Below are 17,849 nucleotides of genomic sequence, written 5' to 3'. Positions count from 1 at the left end.
CGGGCCCGATGCGGTCCCCCGGGCCGCCGCCCCGGCTCCCCGCGCCGCCCCGGCCGCCGCTGTGCCGGGCTCCACCCAGTCGCTTCCCCTGGAGGCCCTGGGCAGCGACCGGTCCGGCGGACCGGCCACGGAACGGGGAGTGACCGGACGCGACGTCAGACCCTTCTCGATGCTCGGTGTCGTCTGGGACGACGCGAGCGCACCGCTCGACGGAAAGGTCCAGGTCCGTACCCGCGCGGCCGGAACACAGAACTGGTCCGGCTGGCAGGACCTCGAAACGCACAACGAGGACCACGGCGCCGACCCCGGTACGCGGGAGGGCGAAGCGACCGGGGTACACGGCTCCACGGCGCCGCTGTGGGTCGGCGCATCGGACGGCGCACAGGTACGGGTCCAGGGCGCTGCGCTGCCGAGCGGGCTGCGCCTCGACCTCGTGGACCCGGGCCCGGACGAGCCGGGAGGCCCGTCCGGATACGACCCCGACGGGCCGTACCAGGACTCCGGTGCCGGGCAGGGCGACCAGACGTACGAGCCCGGCGGCCCCGGCCGGCAGGACCAACAGGACCAACAGGATCAGCCGGACGGGATGTACCAGCCCGGCCAGGACGGCGAGTCGGGGCAGAGTACCCAGGCAGGGTCCTCGAAGTCGCACTCGGCGCCGCGCCCCCGCATCATCACCCGCAAGGGATGGGGGGCCGACGAGCGGATCCGTGAGAAGCGGTTCGGCTACACCAAGTCGGTCAAGGTGGTCTTCGTCCACCACAGCGCCACGGGCAACAACTACACCTGCAAGCAGGCGCCGTCGATCATCCGTGGCATCTACCGCTTCCACGTCAAGAGCAACGGCTGGCGCGACATCGGCTACAACTTCGCCGTCGACAAGTGCGGAAACATCTACGAGGGGCGCGCGGGGGGCGTGGCCAAAGCTGTGATGGGCGCCCACACGCTCGGTTTCAACACGAACAGCACGGGCATCGCCGTCCTTGGAACGTACAGCAACACCAACCCCTCGGCGGCCACGACCACTGCCCTCGCCAAGCTCTCCGCATGGAAGCTCGGGCTCTACGGAGGCAACCCCAAGAACAAGGTCAACGTCACCTCACAGGGAAGCAACAAGTACAAGAAGGGGAAGAAGGTCAAGCTCTACGCCGTCTCGGGGCACCGCGACGGATTCGTCACCGACTGCCCCGGAGGCCGTCTCTACAGCAAGCTCGGTTCCATCCGGACCTCGGCCGCCAAGTACCAGGGCCGATGAACCCGGACACACCGCCCCCACTGCATACACTGACCGGTCTTGCGTACGAACGTACGAGAGCCCGAAAGTGCGACATATCGGCCCCCGCAGGTACCCAGCAGGAAGCAGAGACGACAGGTGACAGAAGCGATCCTCCTGGTCGGCGGCAAGGGCACCCGGCTCAGGCCGCTCACGGTGCACACCCCGAAGCCGATGGTGCCTGCGGCCGGCGTCCCTTTCCTCACCCACCAACTGGCGCGGGCGCGGGCGGCGGGTGTCGAGCACGTGGTGCTGGCGACGTCGTATCTCGCGGAGGTCTTCGAGCCCTACTTTGGTGACGGTTCGTCACTCGGACTGTGTCTGGAGTACGTGACGGAGGAAGAGCCGCTGGGCACGGGAGGCGCGATCCGTAACGTCGCCTCCCGGCTGCGCTCGGGCCCCGACGAGCCGGTGCTGATCTTCAACGGCGACATACTGACCGGGCTCGACATACGGGCGCTGGTACGGACGCACGCCTCGTCCGGCGCCGATGTCTCGCTGCATCTCACCCGGGTCGAGGACCCCAGGGCGTTCGGCCTCGTACCGACGGACGCGGACGGCCGGGTCACGGCGTTCCTGGAGAAGCCGCAGACACCGGAGGAGATCGTCACCGATCAGATCAACGCGGGCGCCTACGTGTTCCGCAGATCGGTGATCGACTCCATCCCGGCGGACCGGCCGGTGTCGGTGGAGCGTGAGACGTTCCCCGACCTGCTGGCGGCCGGAGCGCACCTGCAAGGGATGGTCGACTCGACGTACTGGCTGGACCTGGGCACCCCGGCGGCGTTCGTCAGGGGCTCGGCGGACCTGGTCCTCGGCCGGGCGCCTTCGCCCGCGGTGCCGGGGCGGTGCGGCGACCGGCTGGTGCTGGAGACGGCCTCGGTGGCGCCGGACGCGAAGCTGACGGGCGGCACGGTGATCGGCGCCGGTGCGACGGTCGGCGAGGGCGCGCGGATCGCGGGCAGCACGGTGCTGGACGGCGCGGTGGTGGAGGCCGGAGCGCAGATCACCGACTCGCTGATCGGCGAGGGCGCGCGGGTCGGGGCGCGGACGGTGCTGTCGGGGGTGGTGGTCGGCGACGGCGCTGTGGTCGGCGCCGACAACGAACTGCGGGACGGGGTCAGGGTGTGGTGCGGGGCCGTGCTGCCGGACGCGGCGGTGAGGTTCTCGTCGGACGCGTGAGGCGTTCCGGGGACTGTGCGGGGCCTGTGTGCGTCCTCCTGTCCGGGCCGGTCAGGACCGGTCAGGGCCGGTTGGGAGGCGCCCGTACGTACCCCGTACGCTCTGCGGTGACTCCGACTCCGAGGAACCGCGCGTGGCAGGCCGCTTCATCCCCCGTACCCGTTCCAGCACGTCCGTCGCGGCTCCCGTCTCGGGGCTCCGCCGCCGGTGGGTGCCGCCGGAGGGGTCCTACGACCTGCGTCTGGCCCTGACGCCGCTGCGGCGCGGGCCCGCCGATCCGACGTACCGGGTACTGCCCGACGGTTCGGTCTGGCGGGCCTCCCGTACCCCGGCGGGGCCCGGCACACTCAGGATGTCCGCCGTCGGCGGCGCCGTGGACGCCGAGGCCTGGGGGTCCGGCGCCGAGTGGCTGCTCGACCGTCTGCCCGACCTGCTCGGCGCCTCCGACGACCCGGCGGCCTTCGTCCCGCGCCACCGCGTCGTGCTCGCCTCCCAGCACAACCACCCCGGACTGCGCCTGTGCCGTACCGGACTGGTGCTCGAATCGCTGATCCCCTCCGTACTGGAGCAGAAGGTCACCAGCATCGAGGCGTACCGCGCGTGGCGCTCCCTGGTGCGTAAGTACGGCGAGCCCGCGCCGGGCCCCGCCTGGCGGGGCCGCCCCGGCGACGGGCTCTATGTGATGCCGGACTTCAGGACCTGGGCGCTCATCCCGTCCTGGGAGTGGCACAAGGCGGGCGTCGACGCCAAGCGTTCGTCGACCATCCTGCGCGCCGTCCGGGTCGCGCGCCGGCTGGAGGAGGCCGCCGCGATGGAGCCCGAACAGGCCGCGGCCCGGCTGCGGCTGATCCAGGGCATCGGCCCCTGGACGGCGGCGGAGACCGTCCAGCGGTCGAACGGCGCCCCCGACGCCGTCACCGTCGGCGACCTGCACATCCCAGGCATCGTCGGGTACGCGCTGGCCGGTGAGCGGGACGCCGACGACGCGAGGATGCTCGAACTGCTGGAGCCGTACGCGGGACAACGCCACCGCGCGACCCGGCTGATCATGATGAGCGGCCGGATCCCGGCCCGCCGCGCGCCCCGGATGGAACTGCGGGACATCGCCAGCATCTGACCCGGGACCCGCACCGGTCTCGCTGTCGCGCGCTGTCAGCGCACCTCGATGAACGCCTCCGGTGACCGCTCGGGCCGGTCCTTCGGCGGGGCGGCGGCCCGGCCGACCGCCACCGCGCCCATCGGGTCCCAGTTCGCCGGGAGTTCGAGTACGTCCCGTACGACGTCCCGGCAGAACATCGTCGACGAGACCCACGCCGAACCGAGTTGCTCACCCGCCAGCGCCACCAGGAAGTTCTGCACGCCCGCGCCCATCGCGACCACGAACATCTCGCGCTCGGCCGCGTCGCGCCGCTCGTCGCCGTAGCTGTGCGCGCCGTCCGTCACCAGGCACGGCACGGCGAGGTACGGCGCCTTGCGCAGCACATCGCCGCGCCTGACCCGCTTGGCGATGGAGTCAGCCGACTTGGCGTCGCCGCGCAGGTCGGCGATCCACGCGTCGCGCATCGCGTCCAGCAGGCGCGTACGGGACTCGGCCGACTCCAGCAGGACGAACCGCCAGGGCGTCGTGTGGTGCGGGGCCGGCGCTGTGGCGGCGGCGGCGACCGCGCGCCGGACGGCGCCCGGGTCGACCGGCTCGTCGGTGAACTCGCGGACCGTACGGCGCTGGGTGACCGCTTCCCGTACCGCCTCGGACGTGCCGAGCCGGAACATGTCGTCGGCGGCGACCCGCACCATGGCCCGGGCGCCCTCGTCCAGCGGCTCGGGACCTGACGGGCCTGACGGCCCAGACGGAAGGACCAGGTGTGCCAGCCCGGTGACGACGGCCACCGGACGGCCCTCGGCCTTGCCCTTCACCAGGTCACCTGCGGAGGCCAGTTCGTCCGCGAGCGCGATGACCGTCGCGCTCAGCGGGTTGCCGTGGGCGTCCGTACCGCCGCGCAGGTCGTCCAGGACCTGTACGCCGGCGGCGCCGATCGCCACATCGGTGAGGCCGTTGCGCCAGGGCCGCCCGAAGGTGTCGGTGACGATCACTCCGACGTCCACGCCCAGCGCCTCGCGCACCCCGGCGCGGATCGCTCCGGCCGAGGCGTCGGCGTCCTCGGGGAGCAGCAGGACCGTGCCCGCGGGTGTGTTGGAGGCGTCGACCCCCGCTGCGGCCATCACCAGGCCCTGCTTGTTCTCGACGATCCGCAGCGAACCGCGCCGGGCGACGACCCGTACGGTCTCCGCGTCTATGGCCGCCTCACGGTCCGTCGCCTCGACGATCCGGCCCTCCGCCTTGGAGACGATCTTCGAGGTGACCAGCAGGATGTCGCCCTCGGCGAGCTCCGGTGCGGCGGCGACGATCAGCTTCGCCAGGTCGTCGCCGTGGCGGATCTCGGGAAGTCCCGGTACCGCACGCACGCTGTACGACGTCATGCCCGTACCTCCTCGGCCAGTCGCAGTGCCTCGCGGGCCATCGCCGTGGTGGCTTCCAGGTCCGTCATCATCAGCGGGATCGCGCGGCTGCGGACGCCCGCGCCCTCGATCTCACCGACGGCGGCGGCGTCCACGGTGTCGACGAGCCAGCCGTCGAGCAGCCCGGAGCCGTAGTGCCGGGCGACGGCCGCCGCTGTCGACTCGACGCCGATCGCTGCGAGCACCTTGTCGGCCATGCCGCGCACGGGCGCGTCCCCGACGATGGGGGAGAGGCCGACCACCGGCACGCCCGCGTCGGCGATGCCCTCGCGGATGCCGGGGACGGCCAGGATCGTGCCGATGCTGACGACGGGGTTCGACGGCGGGAAGAGGATCACGTCGGACGCGGCGATGGCCTCCAGCACGCCGGGCGCCGGCTTGGCCTGGTCGGCGCCGACGGGGACGACCGCCTGGGCGTCCACGGACGCCCGCATCTTGACCCAGTACTCCTGGAAGTGGATCGCCTTGCGCTCCCCGTCCACATCGACGGCGACATGCGTCTCGATCCGGTCGTCGGACATCGGCAGCAGCCGTACGCCCGGTTTCCAGCGGGCGCAGAGCGCCTCGGTGACGGCGCTCAGCGGGTAGCCGGCGCCGAGCATCTGCGTACGGACGATATGGGTGGCGAAGTCCCGGTCGCCGAGCCCGAACCACTCGGGCCCGACGCCGTACGCCGCCAGCTCGGCCTTGACCTGGAAGGTCTCGTCCGTACGCCCCCAGCCCTGCTCCTCGTTGATGCCACCGCCGAGGGTGTACATCACTGTGTCGAGGTCCGGGCAGACTTTGAGCCCGAACAGATGGATGTCGTCACCCGTATTGCCGATGACCGTGATGTCCGCGTCGGGCGCGGCCTGCTTGAGGCCGCGGAGGAAGCGGGCGCCACCGATACCGCCGGCGAGAACCACAATGCGCATAAAGACAGTCTGTCAGGTGGCGGCGGGGCACCGGGCAGGGCTCCGGCAGGGGTGGCCGGTACGGCTCAGGAAGGCATCGCTGGCACGGCGGGCACCGCGGGTACGGCAGGGACGGCGTCCTGGGCGGCGGGGGCGCCGAGGACGGCGCGCACCGGCATCTCTGTCAGACCCGGGTAGTAGACATGGAGGCTCACGGCCGGTTCCATCGCATCGTTCACGACCTCGTGGGCGTAACCGGGCGCGAAGATCCGCCGTGCCCCGGGCAGGAGGGTGTGCCGCCCGCCCGGGGTGTGCTCGGTCAGCGCGCCCCGGACCACGGTCAGTACGCCCGCCGACCGGCCGTGGTCGTGCGGACCGCTGCCCTGCCCCGGCAGCCAGGAGAGGAGCCACACCTCGTAGCCGGGCCCGGTGCGCAGCCGGTGGTACCAGCGGCTGGTCGCGTCGTACCGCACGAGCGGCGCCCAGTTCGCGCGGTCGGCGGCGAGTTCGCGGGCGAGGCCGGCGAAGTCGGCGACGGTCGCCGGGTGCTCGCTCGCGGGCTGGAGGAGATGGGCGACCTCGAGGAGGTCGCCGGCGATCTGGAGGTCGCTGTCGCTGTTCATGGGTGCGGTGGTTCCTCGGCAGGAAGGCAGGAAGCAGCCAGGCGTACGCGGAGTGACGCCCGGCGGTGCGGACCGGCAGATGTGGATCAGTGGATGTGCGTCAGCGGAGCGTGCTGGAGCTCAGGGGCTCAACAGCAGGAGAAGCGGCTTCCCCAACAACGACAACAACAGCGGGCCTGGGCAGCACTGCGGAAACCACGGATGTGGGTCGCGGGGCGCGGGGCGTTCGCTGGCATGTGGTCAAAGGTGGTCGACCCCGGTCCTGGATGTCAACTCAATGCCCGGTTTGGCGGCAATGTTTCACCTCATCCGGTTGTTCCCGCCGGTGAAAGGTTTGTGTGGTCCCGAGCCGGGAGACATGGCGCAGCAACTGTCTTCGTGCGGACGCCGCCCGCGCGTGACGCGTCGGACTGTGATCCGGGTCGCTTCTTTGGCCGGATTTCAACGGGACCGGGGTGGGTTACGTCTCTCCAGGAGGAGGCGTACGGAGCCCGGACGCGGGCAGGCCAGTGGCATGTGTCAGGTTTTTGGTGATTTGAACACTTTCCGCATAACCTTGGTTCCGCAGAGTGAATACCGGGCCCAATACCAGACCTCCGCTTGACTGGTCCGGATGCACACACTTGTAATTCCACTCGTGTCGTTCGGCCGAAATCGATAGTCGGCCACATCACGAGGACGCAAAGACAGACGAGGTGGCGCACATGACCGAGCTGTTCCAACAACTGCTGGTCGAGGACGCGGACGACGAACTCGGCTGGCAGGAGCGCGCCTTGTGCGCCCAGACAGATCCCGAGTCCTTCTTCCCCGAGAAGGGCGGTTCCACCCGCGAGGCCAAGAAGGTCTGCCTGGCCTGTGAAGTCCGTTCGGAATGCCTTGAGTACGCCCTGTCCAACGATGAAAGATTCGGTATCTGGGGCGGCCTGTCGGAGCGTGAGCGCCGCAGGCTCAAGAAAGCAGCGGTCTGACCAGGTCATCACCCGGACATCACAGATCTTCACCGGAGCGGATACCCGAGCCGCTTACCCGGTCGTATATCCGGGGCGCATATCCCAGCCGTATAGCCAACTGGCATGACCTGTACGCGATAAGACGTGAACGGTCCGCCGCCTGCACCATCCCCGCTGGCGGCGGACTGCCGCGTTCCGCGCCATACCCCAACTTCTCCGCCCGCCGGGCGGCATCCGGCCACCTCCGGCCTCCCGTATCGAGCGCTGCGCGGCGCCACTTATCCGTACCGTTAGTGTGGGGCCCCGTCCGAGACGCATCAACGCCCCTACGGGGCGACCCCCCGGCCGGAGGGCCCGTTACCTCAATGTCCGCCACCACTGCCGCGTTCGTTCCCGCCACCGCCCCCGAGTTCCCGCGGCACGTCGTGACCGCGGTCCTCGTCTCCCATGACGGTGCGCGCTGGCTGCCAGACGCCCTCGCCGGGCTGCTCGGCCAGGAACGCCCCGTACAGAACGTCGTCGCAGCCGACACCGGCAGCGCCGACGACTCAGCCCAGTTGCTCACCGAAGCGCTCGGCGCCGAGCGGGTCCTGCACCTCGCGCGCCGGTCCGGCTTCGGCACCGCCGTCGACGAGGCGGTCCGTACGGCGCCGGTGCTGACGCCCGACGACCTGCCGTACCTGAAGCGGCCGAGCGGCTGGGACCCGGTGAGCAGGAGCTGGCGGGACGACAACTACGACCTGCCCGAACTGCCCCACGGCGAACCGGTGCAGTGGCTGTGGCTGCTCCACGACGACAGCGCGCCCGACCCCGAGGCGCTCTCCGAGCTGCTGCGGGTCGTGGACTCCGACGAGCACGCCGTGATCGTCGGCCCCAAACTGCGCGGCTGGTACGACCGCAAGCAGCTCCTCGAAGTCGGCGTCACCATCGCCAACAGCGGACGCCGCTGGACCGGCCTCGACCGGCGCGAACAGGACCAGGGCCAGCACGACCAGGTCCGCACCGTCCTCTCCGTCTCCAGCGCCGGGATGCTCATCCGGCGCGACGTCTGGGACAGCCTCGGCGGCTTCGACCGCCGGCTGCCCCTGATGCGTGACGACGTCGACCTCTGCTGGCGCGCCCACGCGGCCGGACACCGGGTGCTCATCGCCCCCGACGCCGTCCTGCGGCACGCCGAGGCGGCCGCGCGCGAGCGCCGTACGGTCGACTGCGCGGGACGCTCCGTCGTCGACCCGCACCGGGTCGACAAGGCCGGCGCCGTCTACACGATGCTCGTCAACTCGCGCGGCGCCGTCCTCCCGTACGTCCTGCTGCGCCTCGTCGTCGGAACCCTGCTGCGCACACTCGCCTATCTGGTGGGCAAGGCCCCCGGACAGGCCGTCGACGAGGTCATGGGACTCTTCGGCATCCTGCTGCGGCCCGGCAGGATCATCAGCGGCCGTCAGCGGCGCGGCAAAGGCGTGGTCGAGCCGAGCGAACTGCGCCCGCTCTTCCCGCCGCCCGGCGCGACCATCAGAGCCACCTTCGAACAGGTCGCCGGAAGCCTCGGCGGCAGCGCCGAGGCGGAGGCCGCAGGCGGCTCCCGGCACGGCGCCGTCGAGTCGGGCCCCGGCGGTGACGACGCCGACTTCCTGGAGATCGAGCAGTTCGCCCGGCTCAAGAAACTCGCGCACAAGCCGGGACCCGTCCTCTTCGCCATCCTGCTCGTGGTCTCACTCGTCGCCTGCCGAGGCCTGCTCGGCAGCGGCTCACTGGCCGGCGGCGCGCTGCTGCCCGCGCCCCAGGACGTCTCCGACCTCTGGTCCAGGTACGCCGACAGTTGGCACCCGGTCGGCACGGGCGGTACGCAGACCGCGCCCCCCTATCTGGCCGTACTCGCCGCCCTGTCCGGGATCTTCCTGGGCTCCACCGGCTTCGCGCTGACCCTGCTGCTCGTCTGCTCGGTCCCGCTCGCCGGATTCACCGCCTACTTCGTATCGCGGCCGCTCACCGAATCCCGGATGCTGCGGGCCTGGGCGAGCGTCGCGTACGCCTTCCTGCCCGCCGCCACCGGCGCGCTGGCCACCGGACGGCTCGGCACCGCCGTCCTCGCCATACTGCTGCCGCTGATCGCCCGCGCCGCCGTCTCGGCGTACGGGCTGCGCGGCGGCCTCGGCCGGGATGGACGCGGGAGCTGGCGCGCCACCTGGGCGTTCGCCTTCCTGCTGACCTTCGCCACGGCCTTCACGCCCGTCGTCTGGCCGATGGCGCTGCTGCTCACCCTCGTGGTGCTCGGGCTGCGCCGCGACGACCTCGCCGCGTACGGACTGCGGCTGCTCGCGATCGTCGGCGCGCCGATCCTCCTCCTCGCGCCCTGGTCGCTGTCGCTGCTCAGCTCGCCCGCCTCCTTCTTCCAGGAGGCCGGACTGGAGTTCGGCAAGGGCTCGGCCTCGGCGCTCGACCTGCTCGGGATGAGCCCCGGCGGCCCCAAGGCCGTCGGCGGCATCCTGCTGATCGGGGTCGTGCTGGCGGCGCTGGCCGCCCTGCTGCGCGGCGAGCGCCAGTTCGCGGTCCGGATGGCCTGGGGCGCGGCCCTCGTCGCGCTGGTCTTCGCCGTACTCTCCAACAACTCCGCCTGGGCCGGGCCCGCCACGCTCGTCTACGGCATCGCGCTGATCGCGGCCGCCGTAGTCGGCGCCGAGGGCGCCAGGGAACGGGTCGCCAGCCAGAGCTTCGGCTGGCGGCAGCCCGTCGCCGGACTCATCGGCCTCGCCGCCGCCTTCGCGCCGCTGGTGGCCGCCGTCGGCTGGATGATCAGCGGAGCGGCCGGACCGCTGGAGCGCCAGGACCCGGTACAGGTCCCCGCGTTCGTCGCCGAGGAGAGCGACACCAGCGACCAGCCGCGCACCCTGGTGCTCGCCGGCACCTCGGCCGCCGAGGTCTCGTACTCGCTCGTACGCGGCTCGGGCGGGCGGCTCGGCGACGCCGAGCTGACCAGGACCGGCGGCAGCGACCCCCGGCTCGACAAGGTCGTGGCGAACCTCGTCGCCGGCTCCGGCGCCGACCAGACGACCCAGCTCAGCGGCTTCGCGATCCGCTACGTACTGGTACGGGACGGCGCGCCGCGCGCGATGAGCCGGGTGCTCGACGCGACGCCGGGGCTGAGCCGGCTCAGCCAGCTCGACGGCAGTGAACTGTGGCGCGTCGACCGGCAGGTCTCGCGGGCGACCATCGTGGACGGCGCGAACGGCGGGAGCGGCGGTCAGCCGGTCTCCGTCGCCGCCTCACCGGTCGAAGCGCATACGACGATCCCCGCGGGCGACGCCGGGCGGATCCTGCGGATCGCCGACCGGGCCGCCGACGGCTGGCAGGCCACGCTCGACGGCAAGGCGCTGCCGAAGACGACCGTCGACGGCTGGGCGCAGGGCTTCGAACTGCCCGCCGAGGGCGGCAAGCTCGACCTCACCTTCGACGAGCCGATCACGCACACCGCGTGGATCTGGGCGCAGTCGGCGCTGGTCGTGGTGCTGCTCGTGCTCGCCCTGCCGGGGCGGCGGCGCGAGATCGACGACGACCTGCCGGAGGAGGACGTCGACATCCCGGCGCAGCCGGTGGAGGGCGAGGGCCGCCGCGCACGCAGGCTGCGGGCGGCGGCGGGCACGGAGGGCGACGCCGAGGGGTTCCCGGGGGCGGGGGAGCCGTACGACACCGGGTCGATGGCGCCGGTGGACCAGCAGGACCAGCACGGCCGGCAGGATCCTCAGGGGCAGCACGACCTTCAGGATCAGCAGGATCCCCAGGGGCAGCCGGTTCAGGACGACGGGACCGGGCAGTACGCGACAGGGCCCTACGAGACGGGTCAGTTCGACACCGGTCAGTTCGACACGGGCCAGTTCGGAAGCGGTCAGTACGGCACCACAGGCACCGGTACGGGCGACGCCACCGGCGACTACGCCACGGCGGGGCAGGAGTCGGTCCCCGGGGCCGACCAGCAGCAGCCGTACGCGCCGGTGCCCCAGCAGCCGCAGTACGGCGAGTGGGACGAGCGGACCCAGACGTACGTGGGCGCCGACTACGGCCAGTACCAGGCCGACCAGTACCAGAACGACCCGTACCAGCAGGGCGTCCAGCCGGGCGCGCAGTACGGCGACGGCCAGTACCAGCAGCAGTCGTACCCGCAGCAGCCGCAACAGCCGCAGCAGCCTCAGCAGGGGCCGTATCAGCCGGAGGCGTACCAGGAAGGGCAGTACGACCCGGCACAGTACCCGTACGGATACGGCAATCAGCCCTACGCCGACGGCCAGGAGCCCGAGAACGAGCACCGTCCCGACGGGAGCAGCAACCAGTGAACCGTACGACCCTCTCCCTGATCGCGGCCACGACCGCCCTCGTCGCCGTCACCGGCTTCGCCGCCTTCTCGGCCCCCGACACCGGCGGGCAGGCCACCGGCACGGCCGCGCCCGCCCGGCTGCCCGTGGAGCGCACCAGCCTGCTCTGCCCGGCGCCGAGTACCTCGGAGGTCGCGGAGACGACGTACACCTCCGTCACGCCCCAGGGCACGGGCACGGGTGCGACCGGGTCGGCGGGAACGGCCGAGCTGAACAAGGCGGACGCCGTGCCCGCGACGGACGACACGACGCCGGCCGACCCGAAGAAGGACGACCCGAAGAAGGACACGAAGGACCCGAAGAAGGATCCCAAGAAGGACACGAAGAAGCCCCCGGCGCCGGCCAAGCCCGTCATCACCCTCAAGGAGCCGGGCACGCCCGTCTCCGAGACCGCGAGCGGCGGCGAGGCACCCGCACTCGTCGGCACGGCCACCGGACGGCTCGCCCCCGGCTGGACGGCTCAGCAGACCACCTCGCTGTCGGTAGGGGGCGCGCGCGGGCTGCTCGGCATGTCCTGCACCGCTCCCGACACCGACTTCTGGTTCCCGGGGGTGAGCACGGAGGCGTCACGGCAGGACTACGTCCATCTCACCAACCCCGACGACACCGCTGCCGTCGCCGACATCGAGCTGTACGGCAAGGACGGCAAGGTCGGCTCCGACGAGGGCGAGGGCATCCCGGTGCCCGCCAGGTCCAGCGTCCCCGTCCTGCTCTCCACCCTGACCGCCAAGCCCGCCGCCGGCCTCACCGCGCATGTCACCACCCGCTCGGGGCGGGTCGGCGCGGTGGTCGGCGTCGCCGACGAGAAGGCGGGCAGCGACTGGCTCGGGGCCTCGGCCGACCCGGCGGGCAGCCTGGTGCTGCCCGGCATCCCGGCGGACGCCACGGACGTGACGCTGGTGGCCTACGCGCCCGGCCAGGAGGACGCCGACCTGAAGGTGCAACTGGCGGGCGCCGAGGGCACGATCACCCCGGCGGGCCACGAGACCCTGCACGTCAAGGCAGGCATGACGGCATCCGTCGACCTCGCCGACGTCACCAAGGGCGAGGCGGGATCGCTGCTGCTCAGCCCGTCCCAGGCGGGGACCCCGACACCGGTGGTCGCCGCGCTGCGCGTCGTCCGGGGCAAGGGCGGCAAGCAGGAGATCGGCTTCATCCCGGCGACGGGACCCGTCGGGGCGCGCGCCAGCGTCGCAGACAACCGCGCCAAGGGCTCGACCCTCTCCGTCACAGCGCCGGGCGCCGCCGCGAACGTCAAGGTCACGGCGTCGGCCGGGACGAAGGGCGGCGAGCCGGTCACGAAGACGTACACGATCAAGGCCGGTACGACCCAGGCGATCACCCCGCCGGTGCCGACCGGGCTGAAGGGGTCGTACGCGCTGACCGTGGAGACCGTGTCGGGCGGCCCGGTGTACGCGGCACGCACGCTGGCGCTGACACAGGACGGCGTGGACGCGTTCACGATCCAGACGCTGCCGGACGACCGGGGGACGGTGCTCGTACCGAAGGCCAAGGAGGATCTCTCGATCCTGGACGCCAAGAAGTAACCGCCCGGGACTACTCCTGCCCGTACCGGGGATCGACCGACTCCGGCGCCAGCCCGAGCAGCTCGGCGACCTGTTCCACCACGACCTCGTGCACCAGCATCGCGCGCTCGTCGCGGTTCTTGGTACGGATCTCCACGGGCCGCCGGTAGACGAGGATCCGTGCGGGGCTGTCCTTGCCGGCGGCGAGCGAGCGCCCCAGCGGTACGGACTCCTCCTGCGTACCCGGCACGTCCATCACCAGGAACTCGACCTCGGCGAGCTGGGGCCAGCGCCGTTCGAGACGGTCGACGGAGTCCTGCACAAGATCGTTGAAGGACTCCGCCCGGCTGGCGGAGAGCGGTACCTGGGGCGGGGCGACCGGCCCGCGCATACCGCGGCCGTGGCGGTCGCGCCGACGCGGCCGTGGCTCGGGCGGGCGGGGCGGTACTGGACTGTCCATCACTGACGCAGGGTAGCTCTCCGCGCGCGATGGCGATCGTGGATGTGACCCGCGCGGACGCCATGTCGGTCTCCGTCACGTTCCGGGTCACGTTCGGGGTCACGTTCCGGAACATTCCGGCCAACCGCCGACGTGATTCCAGGCACGTCCGCGCCCGCCGCCCCACCTCTCTTGGAGTGATTTGCCCCCAAGTAATGGCCGGGTAACGGGCTGTCATGGCTCCGGCATCTCTCTTCCCGTGCAGGTCAGGGCAGTTGTCGGATGTCCGGTTGGGCCGGTTTTCACACCGCGACACGGTGGGGTGACCTGGTGGTGAGTCGTCGCGGCCCGCTCAAGAGTGCGGTACCGTCCAACGTCGTGAGCCCTGTACGTCGCTGTTCGCGCACCGCGTGCGGCCGCCCTGCTGTCGCGACACTGACGTACGTCTATGCCGACTCGACCGCGGTCCTCGGCCCGCTCGCCACCTACGCCGAGCCCCACTGCTACGACCTGTGCGCCGAGCACAGCGGCAGGCTGACCGCCCCGCGCGGGTGGGAGGTCGTGCGGCTGACGGACCCCTCGGCCCCCGCACACCCCAGCGGTGACGATCTCGAAGCGCTCGCCAACGCCGTACGCGAGGCCGCGCGGCCCCCGGAGCGCCCGGGCGGCGGCGGTGGCAAGGGATCGCGCGGTGCCGATCCGGTCGAGGTCGGGCGCCGTGGACATCTGCGGGTACTGCGCTCCCCGGAGTCCTGAGCCCGCCCCGAATCGGGGCTTCCTTCTCGCTTGCCTTCTGAGCTTCCCGCTGTGGGCTCTCTCCCGCCCCGGCAGGTTTCCGGTGCCGATCCTGCGCTGAGCATTGACCTGCCTTGTCGCGGACACGACCATTCCTCCACTGAGAGATCAGTTTCCGTATCGCGGAATCCGGAGGTCTGTTGTGTACGTGCAGGAACTGGAACCCGTCGCCGACTCGCTCGCCCTCTCCGCCCTGGTCGCCGCCCTCCCCCTGGCCGTCGTCCTGATCCTGCTCGGCGCCGTCCGTATGAAAGCCCACCTCGCCGGACTCATCGGCCTCGCCGTCGCGGTGCTGGTGGCGTGGTTCACGTACGGGATGCCGATCGGCCAGACCCTCTCGTCCGGCGTGCAGGGCGTGCTCTTCGGCGTCTTCCCGATCATGTGGATCGTCGTCAACGCCCTCTGGGTGTACCGGATGACGGTCCGCACCCACCACTTCGACATCCTGCGCCGCTCGTTCGGGCGCCTCTCCGACGACCCGCGCATCCAGGCACTCGTCATCGCGTTCTGCTTCGGCGCGCTGCTCGAAGCGCTCGCCGGTTTCGGGGCGCCGGTCGCGATCTGTTCGGTGATGCTCGTCGCGCTCGGCTTCGACCCGGTCAAGGCCGCCGTCGTGGCGCTCGTCGCCAACACCGCGCCGGTGGCCTTCGGCGCCATGGGCACGCCGGTGGTGACGCTCTCCCAGGTCACCGGGGTGCCGCTGGAGACCGTCGCCTCGGTCGTCGGCCGGCAGACACCGCTCCTCGCGCTCGTCGTACCGCTGGTGCTGATCTGGCTCGTCGACGGGCGGCGCGGGCTGCGGGAGACCTGGATGCCCGCGCTCGTCTGCGGAGTCGCCTTCGCGGCAGCGCAGTTCGCGGTCTCGAACTTCGTCTCCGCCCAACTCGCCGACATCGCGGCCGCGCTGGTCGGGGCCGCCGCCCTGATCGCCGTCCCCTCGGCACGCAAGCCGGCCGCCGAACCGGTACGGGCCGCCGTACTCACCGGAACCAGGAGCGCGGACCTAGACCAGGAGGACCCGCGCCGCGAAGTGGTGCGCGCCTACGCCCCGTACGCCCTGATCGTGCTGATCTTCTCGATCGCCCAGATCCCGCCGGTCAAGGACCTGTTCGCGAAGGCGACGCTGGCCTTCGACTGGCCGTTCCTCGATGTCGCCGACTCGGAGGGCAAACCCGTCGGCGCCAATGTCTTCTCCCTGCCGATCATCGCGACGGGCGGCACGCTGGTGCTGGTCGCCGGGGTGTTCACGGCCGCCGTGCTCGGCGTACGCGTGCTGGACTCCGTACGGGAATGGGGGGCGACCGTACACGAATTGCGGTACGCGATCCTCACCGTGACCTCCGTACTGGCGCTCGCCTACGTCATGAACCTGTCCGGACAGGCCGCCACCATCGGCTACTTCGTCGCGGCGGCGGGCGCGGGACTCGCCTTCCTGTCGCCGATGCTGGGGTGGTTCGGGGTCGCGGTCTCGGGCTCGGACACCTCGGCCAACGCGCTGTTCGGCGCGCTCCAGGTGACGGCGGCACACGAGTCGGGGCTGTCGCCGGCGCTGCTCGCCGCCGCCAACAGCTCCGGGGGAGTGCTCGGCAAGATGATCTCGCCGCAGAACCTGACGATCGCGTGCGCGGCGGTCGGACTCGCGGGGCGGGAGGGGGATCTGCTGCGTAAGGTGCTGCCGTGGAGTGCGGCGCTGCTGCTGGTGATGTGCCTGATCGTGATGGCGCAGAGCACGTCGGTGCTGGGCTGGATGCTTCCGTGAGGTGCCTTCCTGAGGTCCGTGCGGCGCGTGAGGTCGTCTTTTCGCGGCGCCGGGTAGTTTGAGGCGACCGAAGAACGGGGGCCGCGAGGCAGGGGCCCCGGAGGGACCTCAGGAGGCTGGCGTGGCCGATGTGTCGCAGATCGTGAAGGCGTACGACGTACGTGGGTTGTACCCGGAACAGCTCGACGACCGGCTCGCCGAGCTGTTCGGCGCGGCCTTCGTGGAGGTCACCGGCGCGAGGGCGGTCGTGGTCGGCCACGACATGCGCCCGTCCTCACCCGGCCTCGCCGCGCGCTTCGCCGAGGGCGCGTGCTCACGAGGGGCGGACGCCACGATCATCGGGCTCTGCTCCACGGACCAGCTCTACTTCGCGTCCGGCGATCTCGACCTGCCGGGCGCGATGTTCACGGCGTCGCACAACCCGGCGCGGTACAACGGCATCAAGATGTGCCGCGCCGGCGCGACGCCGGTGGGCCAGGAGACGGGCCTCGCCGACATCCAGGCGCTGATCGAGGGCTGGGAGGCGAAGGGCGCCCCGCGGCCGGTGGCCGAGCGGGGCGGCGTACGGCACCAGGACACCCTGAAGGACTACGCGGCGTATCTGCTGTCGCTGGTCGACGTCACGGCGATCCGCCCGCTGAAGGTCGTCGTGGACGCGGGCAACGGCATGGGCGGCCACACGGTGCCTACGGTCTTCGAGGGCCTGCCGCTGGATCTGGTGCCGCTCTACTTCGAACTGGACGGCACCTTCCCCAACCACGAGGCGAACCCGCTCGACCCGAAGAACCTCGTGGACCTCCAGGCACGGGTACTGGCGGAGGGCGCCGACCTGGGCCTCGCCTTCGACGGCGACGCCGACCGGTGCTTCGTCGTGGACGAGCGGGGCGCGGGGGTCTCCCCGTCGGCGATCACGGCGCTGGTCGCGGCACGCGAACTGTCGAGGCACCCGGGCAGCACCGTCATCCACAACCTGATCACGTCGTGGTCGGTCCCCGAGGTGGTACGCGAACACGGCGGCACGCCGGTCCGCACCAGGGTCGGGCACTCCTTCATCAAGCAGGAGATGGCACGCACGGGCGCGGTCTTCGGCGGTGAGCACTCGGCGCACTACTACTTCCGCGACTTCTGGAACGCGGACACGGGCATGCTGGCGGCGCTCCACGTCCTGGCGGCCCTGGGCGGCCAGGACGGCCCGCTGTCGGAACTGGTCGCGTCGTACGACCGCTACAGCGCCTCGGGCGAGATCAACTCGACGGTCGACGACCAGGCGGCCCGGACGGCGGCGGTACGGGCGGCGTTCGAGGACCGCGAGGGGGTCACCCTGGACGGCCTGGACGGCTTGACGGTGACGACGCGGGACTGGTGGTTCAACGTGCGCCCGTCGAACACGGAGCCGCTGCTGAGGCTGAACGTGGAGGCGCGGGAGGAGACGATGATGACGAAGGTGAGGGACGAGGCGCTGGCGCTGATCAGGGGGTAGGCGCGGGGGCGGGGATGCTGGCGCGCGCCGGGCGGCAGCGCGCGG

General features: G+C 71.6%; 13 protein-coding genes. 9 read left to right on the top strand and 4 right to left on the bottom strand.

The features are described from left to right. The 3 genes from QR77_RS13495 to QR77_RS13485 all read left to right on the top strand — a co-directional run. Positions 1–1,255 (top strand): N-acetylmuramoyl-L-alanine amidase (locus QR77_RS13495; protein ID WP_040021939.1); only part of this gene is annotated, 1,255 nt, incomplete at its 5' end. A 117-nt stretch (positions 1,256–1,372) separates the two neighbouring features. Beyond that, entirely contained in the window at positions 1,373–2,455 is a 1,083-nt protein-coding gene (locus tag QR77_RS13490) for an NDP-sugar synthase (RefSeq protein WP_040021937.1), read from the top strand. 148 nt (positions 2,456–2,603) lie between these two features. Continuing rightward, positions 2,604–3,572: a DNA-3-methyladenine glycosylase 2 family protein gene (locus QR77_RS13485; protein ID WP_236711104.1), complete on the top strand. Its 969-nt coding sequence runs from the start codon at positions 2,604–2,606 to the stop codon at positions 3,570–3,572. 35 nt (positions 3,573–3,607) lie between these two features. On the opposite strand, the gene QR77_RS13480 is transcribed toward QR77_RS13485, so the two are convergent. The 3 genes from QR77_RS13480 to QR77_RS13470 form a co-directional block, all read right to left on the bottom strand. Next, on the bottom strand, positions 3,608–4,933 hold the full coding sequence (locus QR77_RS13480) for a coenzyme F420-0:L-glutamate ligase (RefSeq protein WP_040021933.1): 1,326 nt from the start codon (positions 4,931–4,933) through the stop codon (positions 3,608–3,610). Continuing rightward, positions 4,930–5,886, bottom strand: coding sequence for a 2-phospho-L-lactate transferase (cofD, locus tag QR77_RS13475; protein WP_040021932.1), 957 nt, complete (start codon positions 5,884–5,886; stop codon positions 4,930–4,932). Before cofD ends, QR77_RS13480 begins: the two co-directional genes overlap by 4 nt. Positions 5,887–5,951: 65 nt before the next feature. Continuing rightward, a complete protein-coding gene (locus QR77_RS13470) occupies positions 5,952–6,488 on the bottom strand; it encodes a cysteine dioxygenase family protein (RefSeq protein WP_040021931.1) in 537 nt (178 codons plus the stop codon). Positions 6,489–7,192: 704 nt separating this feature from the next. Between QR77_RS13470 and QR77_RS13465 the strand changes: the two genes are divergently transcribed. The 3 genes from QR77_RS13465 (at position 7,193) to QR77_RS13455 (ending at position 13,352) form a co-directional block, all read left to right on the top strand. Next, a complete protein-coding gene (locus QR77_RS13465) occupies positions 7,193–7,456 on the top strand; it encodes a WhiB family transcriptional regulator (RefSeq protein ID WP_040021930.1) in 264 nt (87 codons plus the stop codon). Between the two features lie 347 nt (positions 7,457–7,803). Continuing rightward, on the top strand, positions 7,804–11,766 hold the full coding sequence (locus QR77_RS13460; protein WP_040021929.1) for a glycosyltransferase family 2 protein: 3,963 nt from the start codon (positions 7,804–7,806) through the stop codon (positions 11,764–11,766). Beyond that, positions 11,763–13,352 carry a DUF5719 family protein gene (locus tag QR77_RS13455; protein WP_040021928.1) on the top strand — a complete coding sequence of 530 codons (1,590 nt, stop codon included), beginning with the start codon at positions 11,763–11,765 and terminating at the stop codon, positions 13,350–13,352. The genes QR77_RS13460 and QR77_RS13455 overlap by 4 nt, the downstream gene beginning before the upstream one ends. 10 nt (positions 13,353–13,362) lie before the next feature. On the opposite strand, the gene QR77_RS13450 is transcribed toward QR77_RS13455, so the two are convergent. Continuing rightward, positions 13,363–13,791, bottom strand: a complete 429-nt coding sequence (locus tag QR77_RS13450; RefSeq protein ID WP_078876646.1) for a metallopeptidase family protein — start codon at positions 13,789–13,791, stop codon at positions 13,363–13,365. Between the two features lie 309 nt (positions 13,792–14,100). Here QR77_RS13450 and QR77_RS13445 point away from each other — a divergent pair, with 309 nt between their 5' ends. The 3 genes from QR77_RS13445 (at position 14,101) to QR77_RS13435 (ending at position 17,804) form a co-directional block, all read left to right on the top strand. Beyond that, positions 14,101–14,526: a DUF3499 domain-containing protein gene (locus tag QR77_RS13445; protein WP_078877796.1), complete on the top strand. Its 426-nt coding sequence runs from the start codon at positions 14,101–14,103 to the stop codon at positions 14,524–14,526. A gap of 181 nt (positions 14,527–14,707) precedes the next feature. Beyond that, positions 14,708–16,324: an L-lactate permease gene (locus tag QR77_RS13440; protein WP_040021925.1), complete on the top strand. Its 1,617-nt coding sequence runs from the start codon at positions 14,708–14,710 to the stop codon at positions 16,322–16,324. Positions 16,325–16,445: 121 nt separating this feature from the next. Then, positions 16,446–17,804, top strand: a complete 1,359-nt coding sequence (locus tag QR77_RS13435; RefSeq protein WP_040021924.1) for a phosphomannomutase/phosphoglucomutase — start codon at positions 16,446–16,448, stop codon at positions 17,802–17,804. Positions 17,805–17,849: the final 45 nt, after the last annotated feature.

The organism is Streptomyces sp. 150FB, assembly GCF_000818195.1.
Taxonomy (GTDB): domain Bacteria; phylum Actinomycetota; class Actinomycetes; order Streptomycetales; family Streptomycetaceae; genus Streptomyces.
The sequence above is the reverse complement of the archived record's forward strand: the minus strand, read 5'-3'. Positions and strand labels throughout refer to the sequence as shown.

Excerpts from the sequence above, each read along its gene's own strand:
- QR77_RS13465 (WP_040021930.1), top strand. The coding sequence starts at position 7,193 with ATGACCGAGCTGTTCCAACAACTGCTGGTCGAGGACGCGGACGACGAA.
- QR77_RS13480 (WP_040021933.1), bottom strand. The coding sequence starts at position 4,933 with ATGACGTCGTACAGCGTGCGTGCGGTACCGGGACTTCCCGAGATCCGC.
- QR77_RS13470 (WP_040021931.1), bottom strand. The coding sequence starts at position 6,488 with ATGAACAGCGACAGCGACCTCCAGATCGCCGGCGACCTCCTCGAGGTC.
- cofD (WP_040021932.1), bottom strand. The coding sequence starts at position 5,886 with ATGCGCATTGTGGTTCTCGCCGGCGGTATCGGTGGCGCCCGCTTCCTC.
- QR77_RS13460 (WP_040021929.1), top strand. The coding sequence starts at position 7,804 with ATGTCCGCCACCACTGCCGCGTTCGTTCCCGCCACCGCCCCCGAGTTC.
- QR77_RS13450 (WP_078876646.1), bottom strand. The coding sequence starts at position 13,791 with ATGGACAGTCCAGTACCGCCCCGCCCGCCCGAGCCACGGCCGCGTCGG.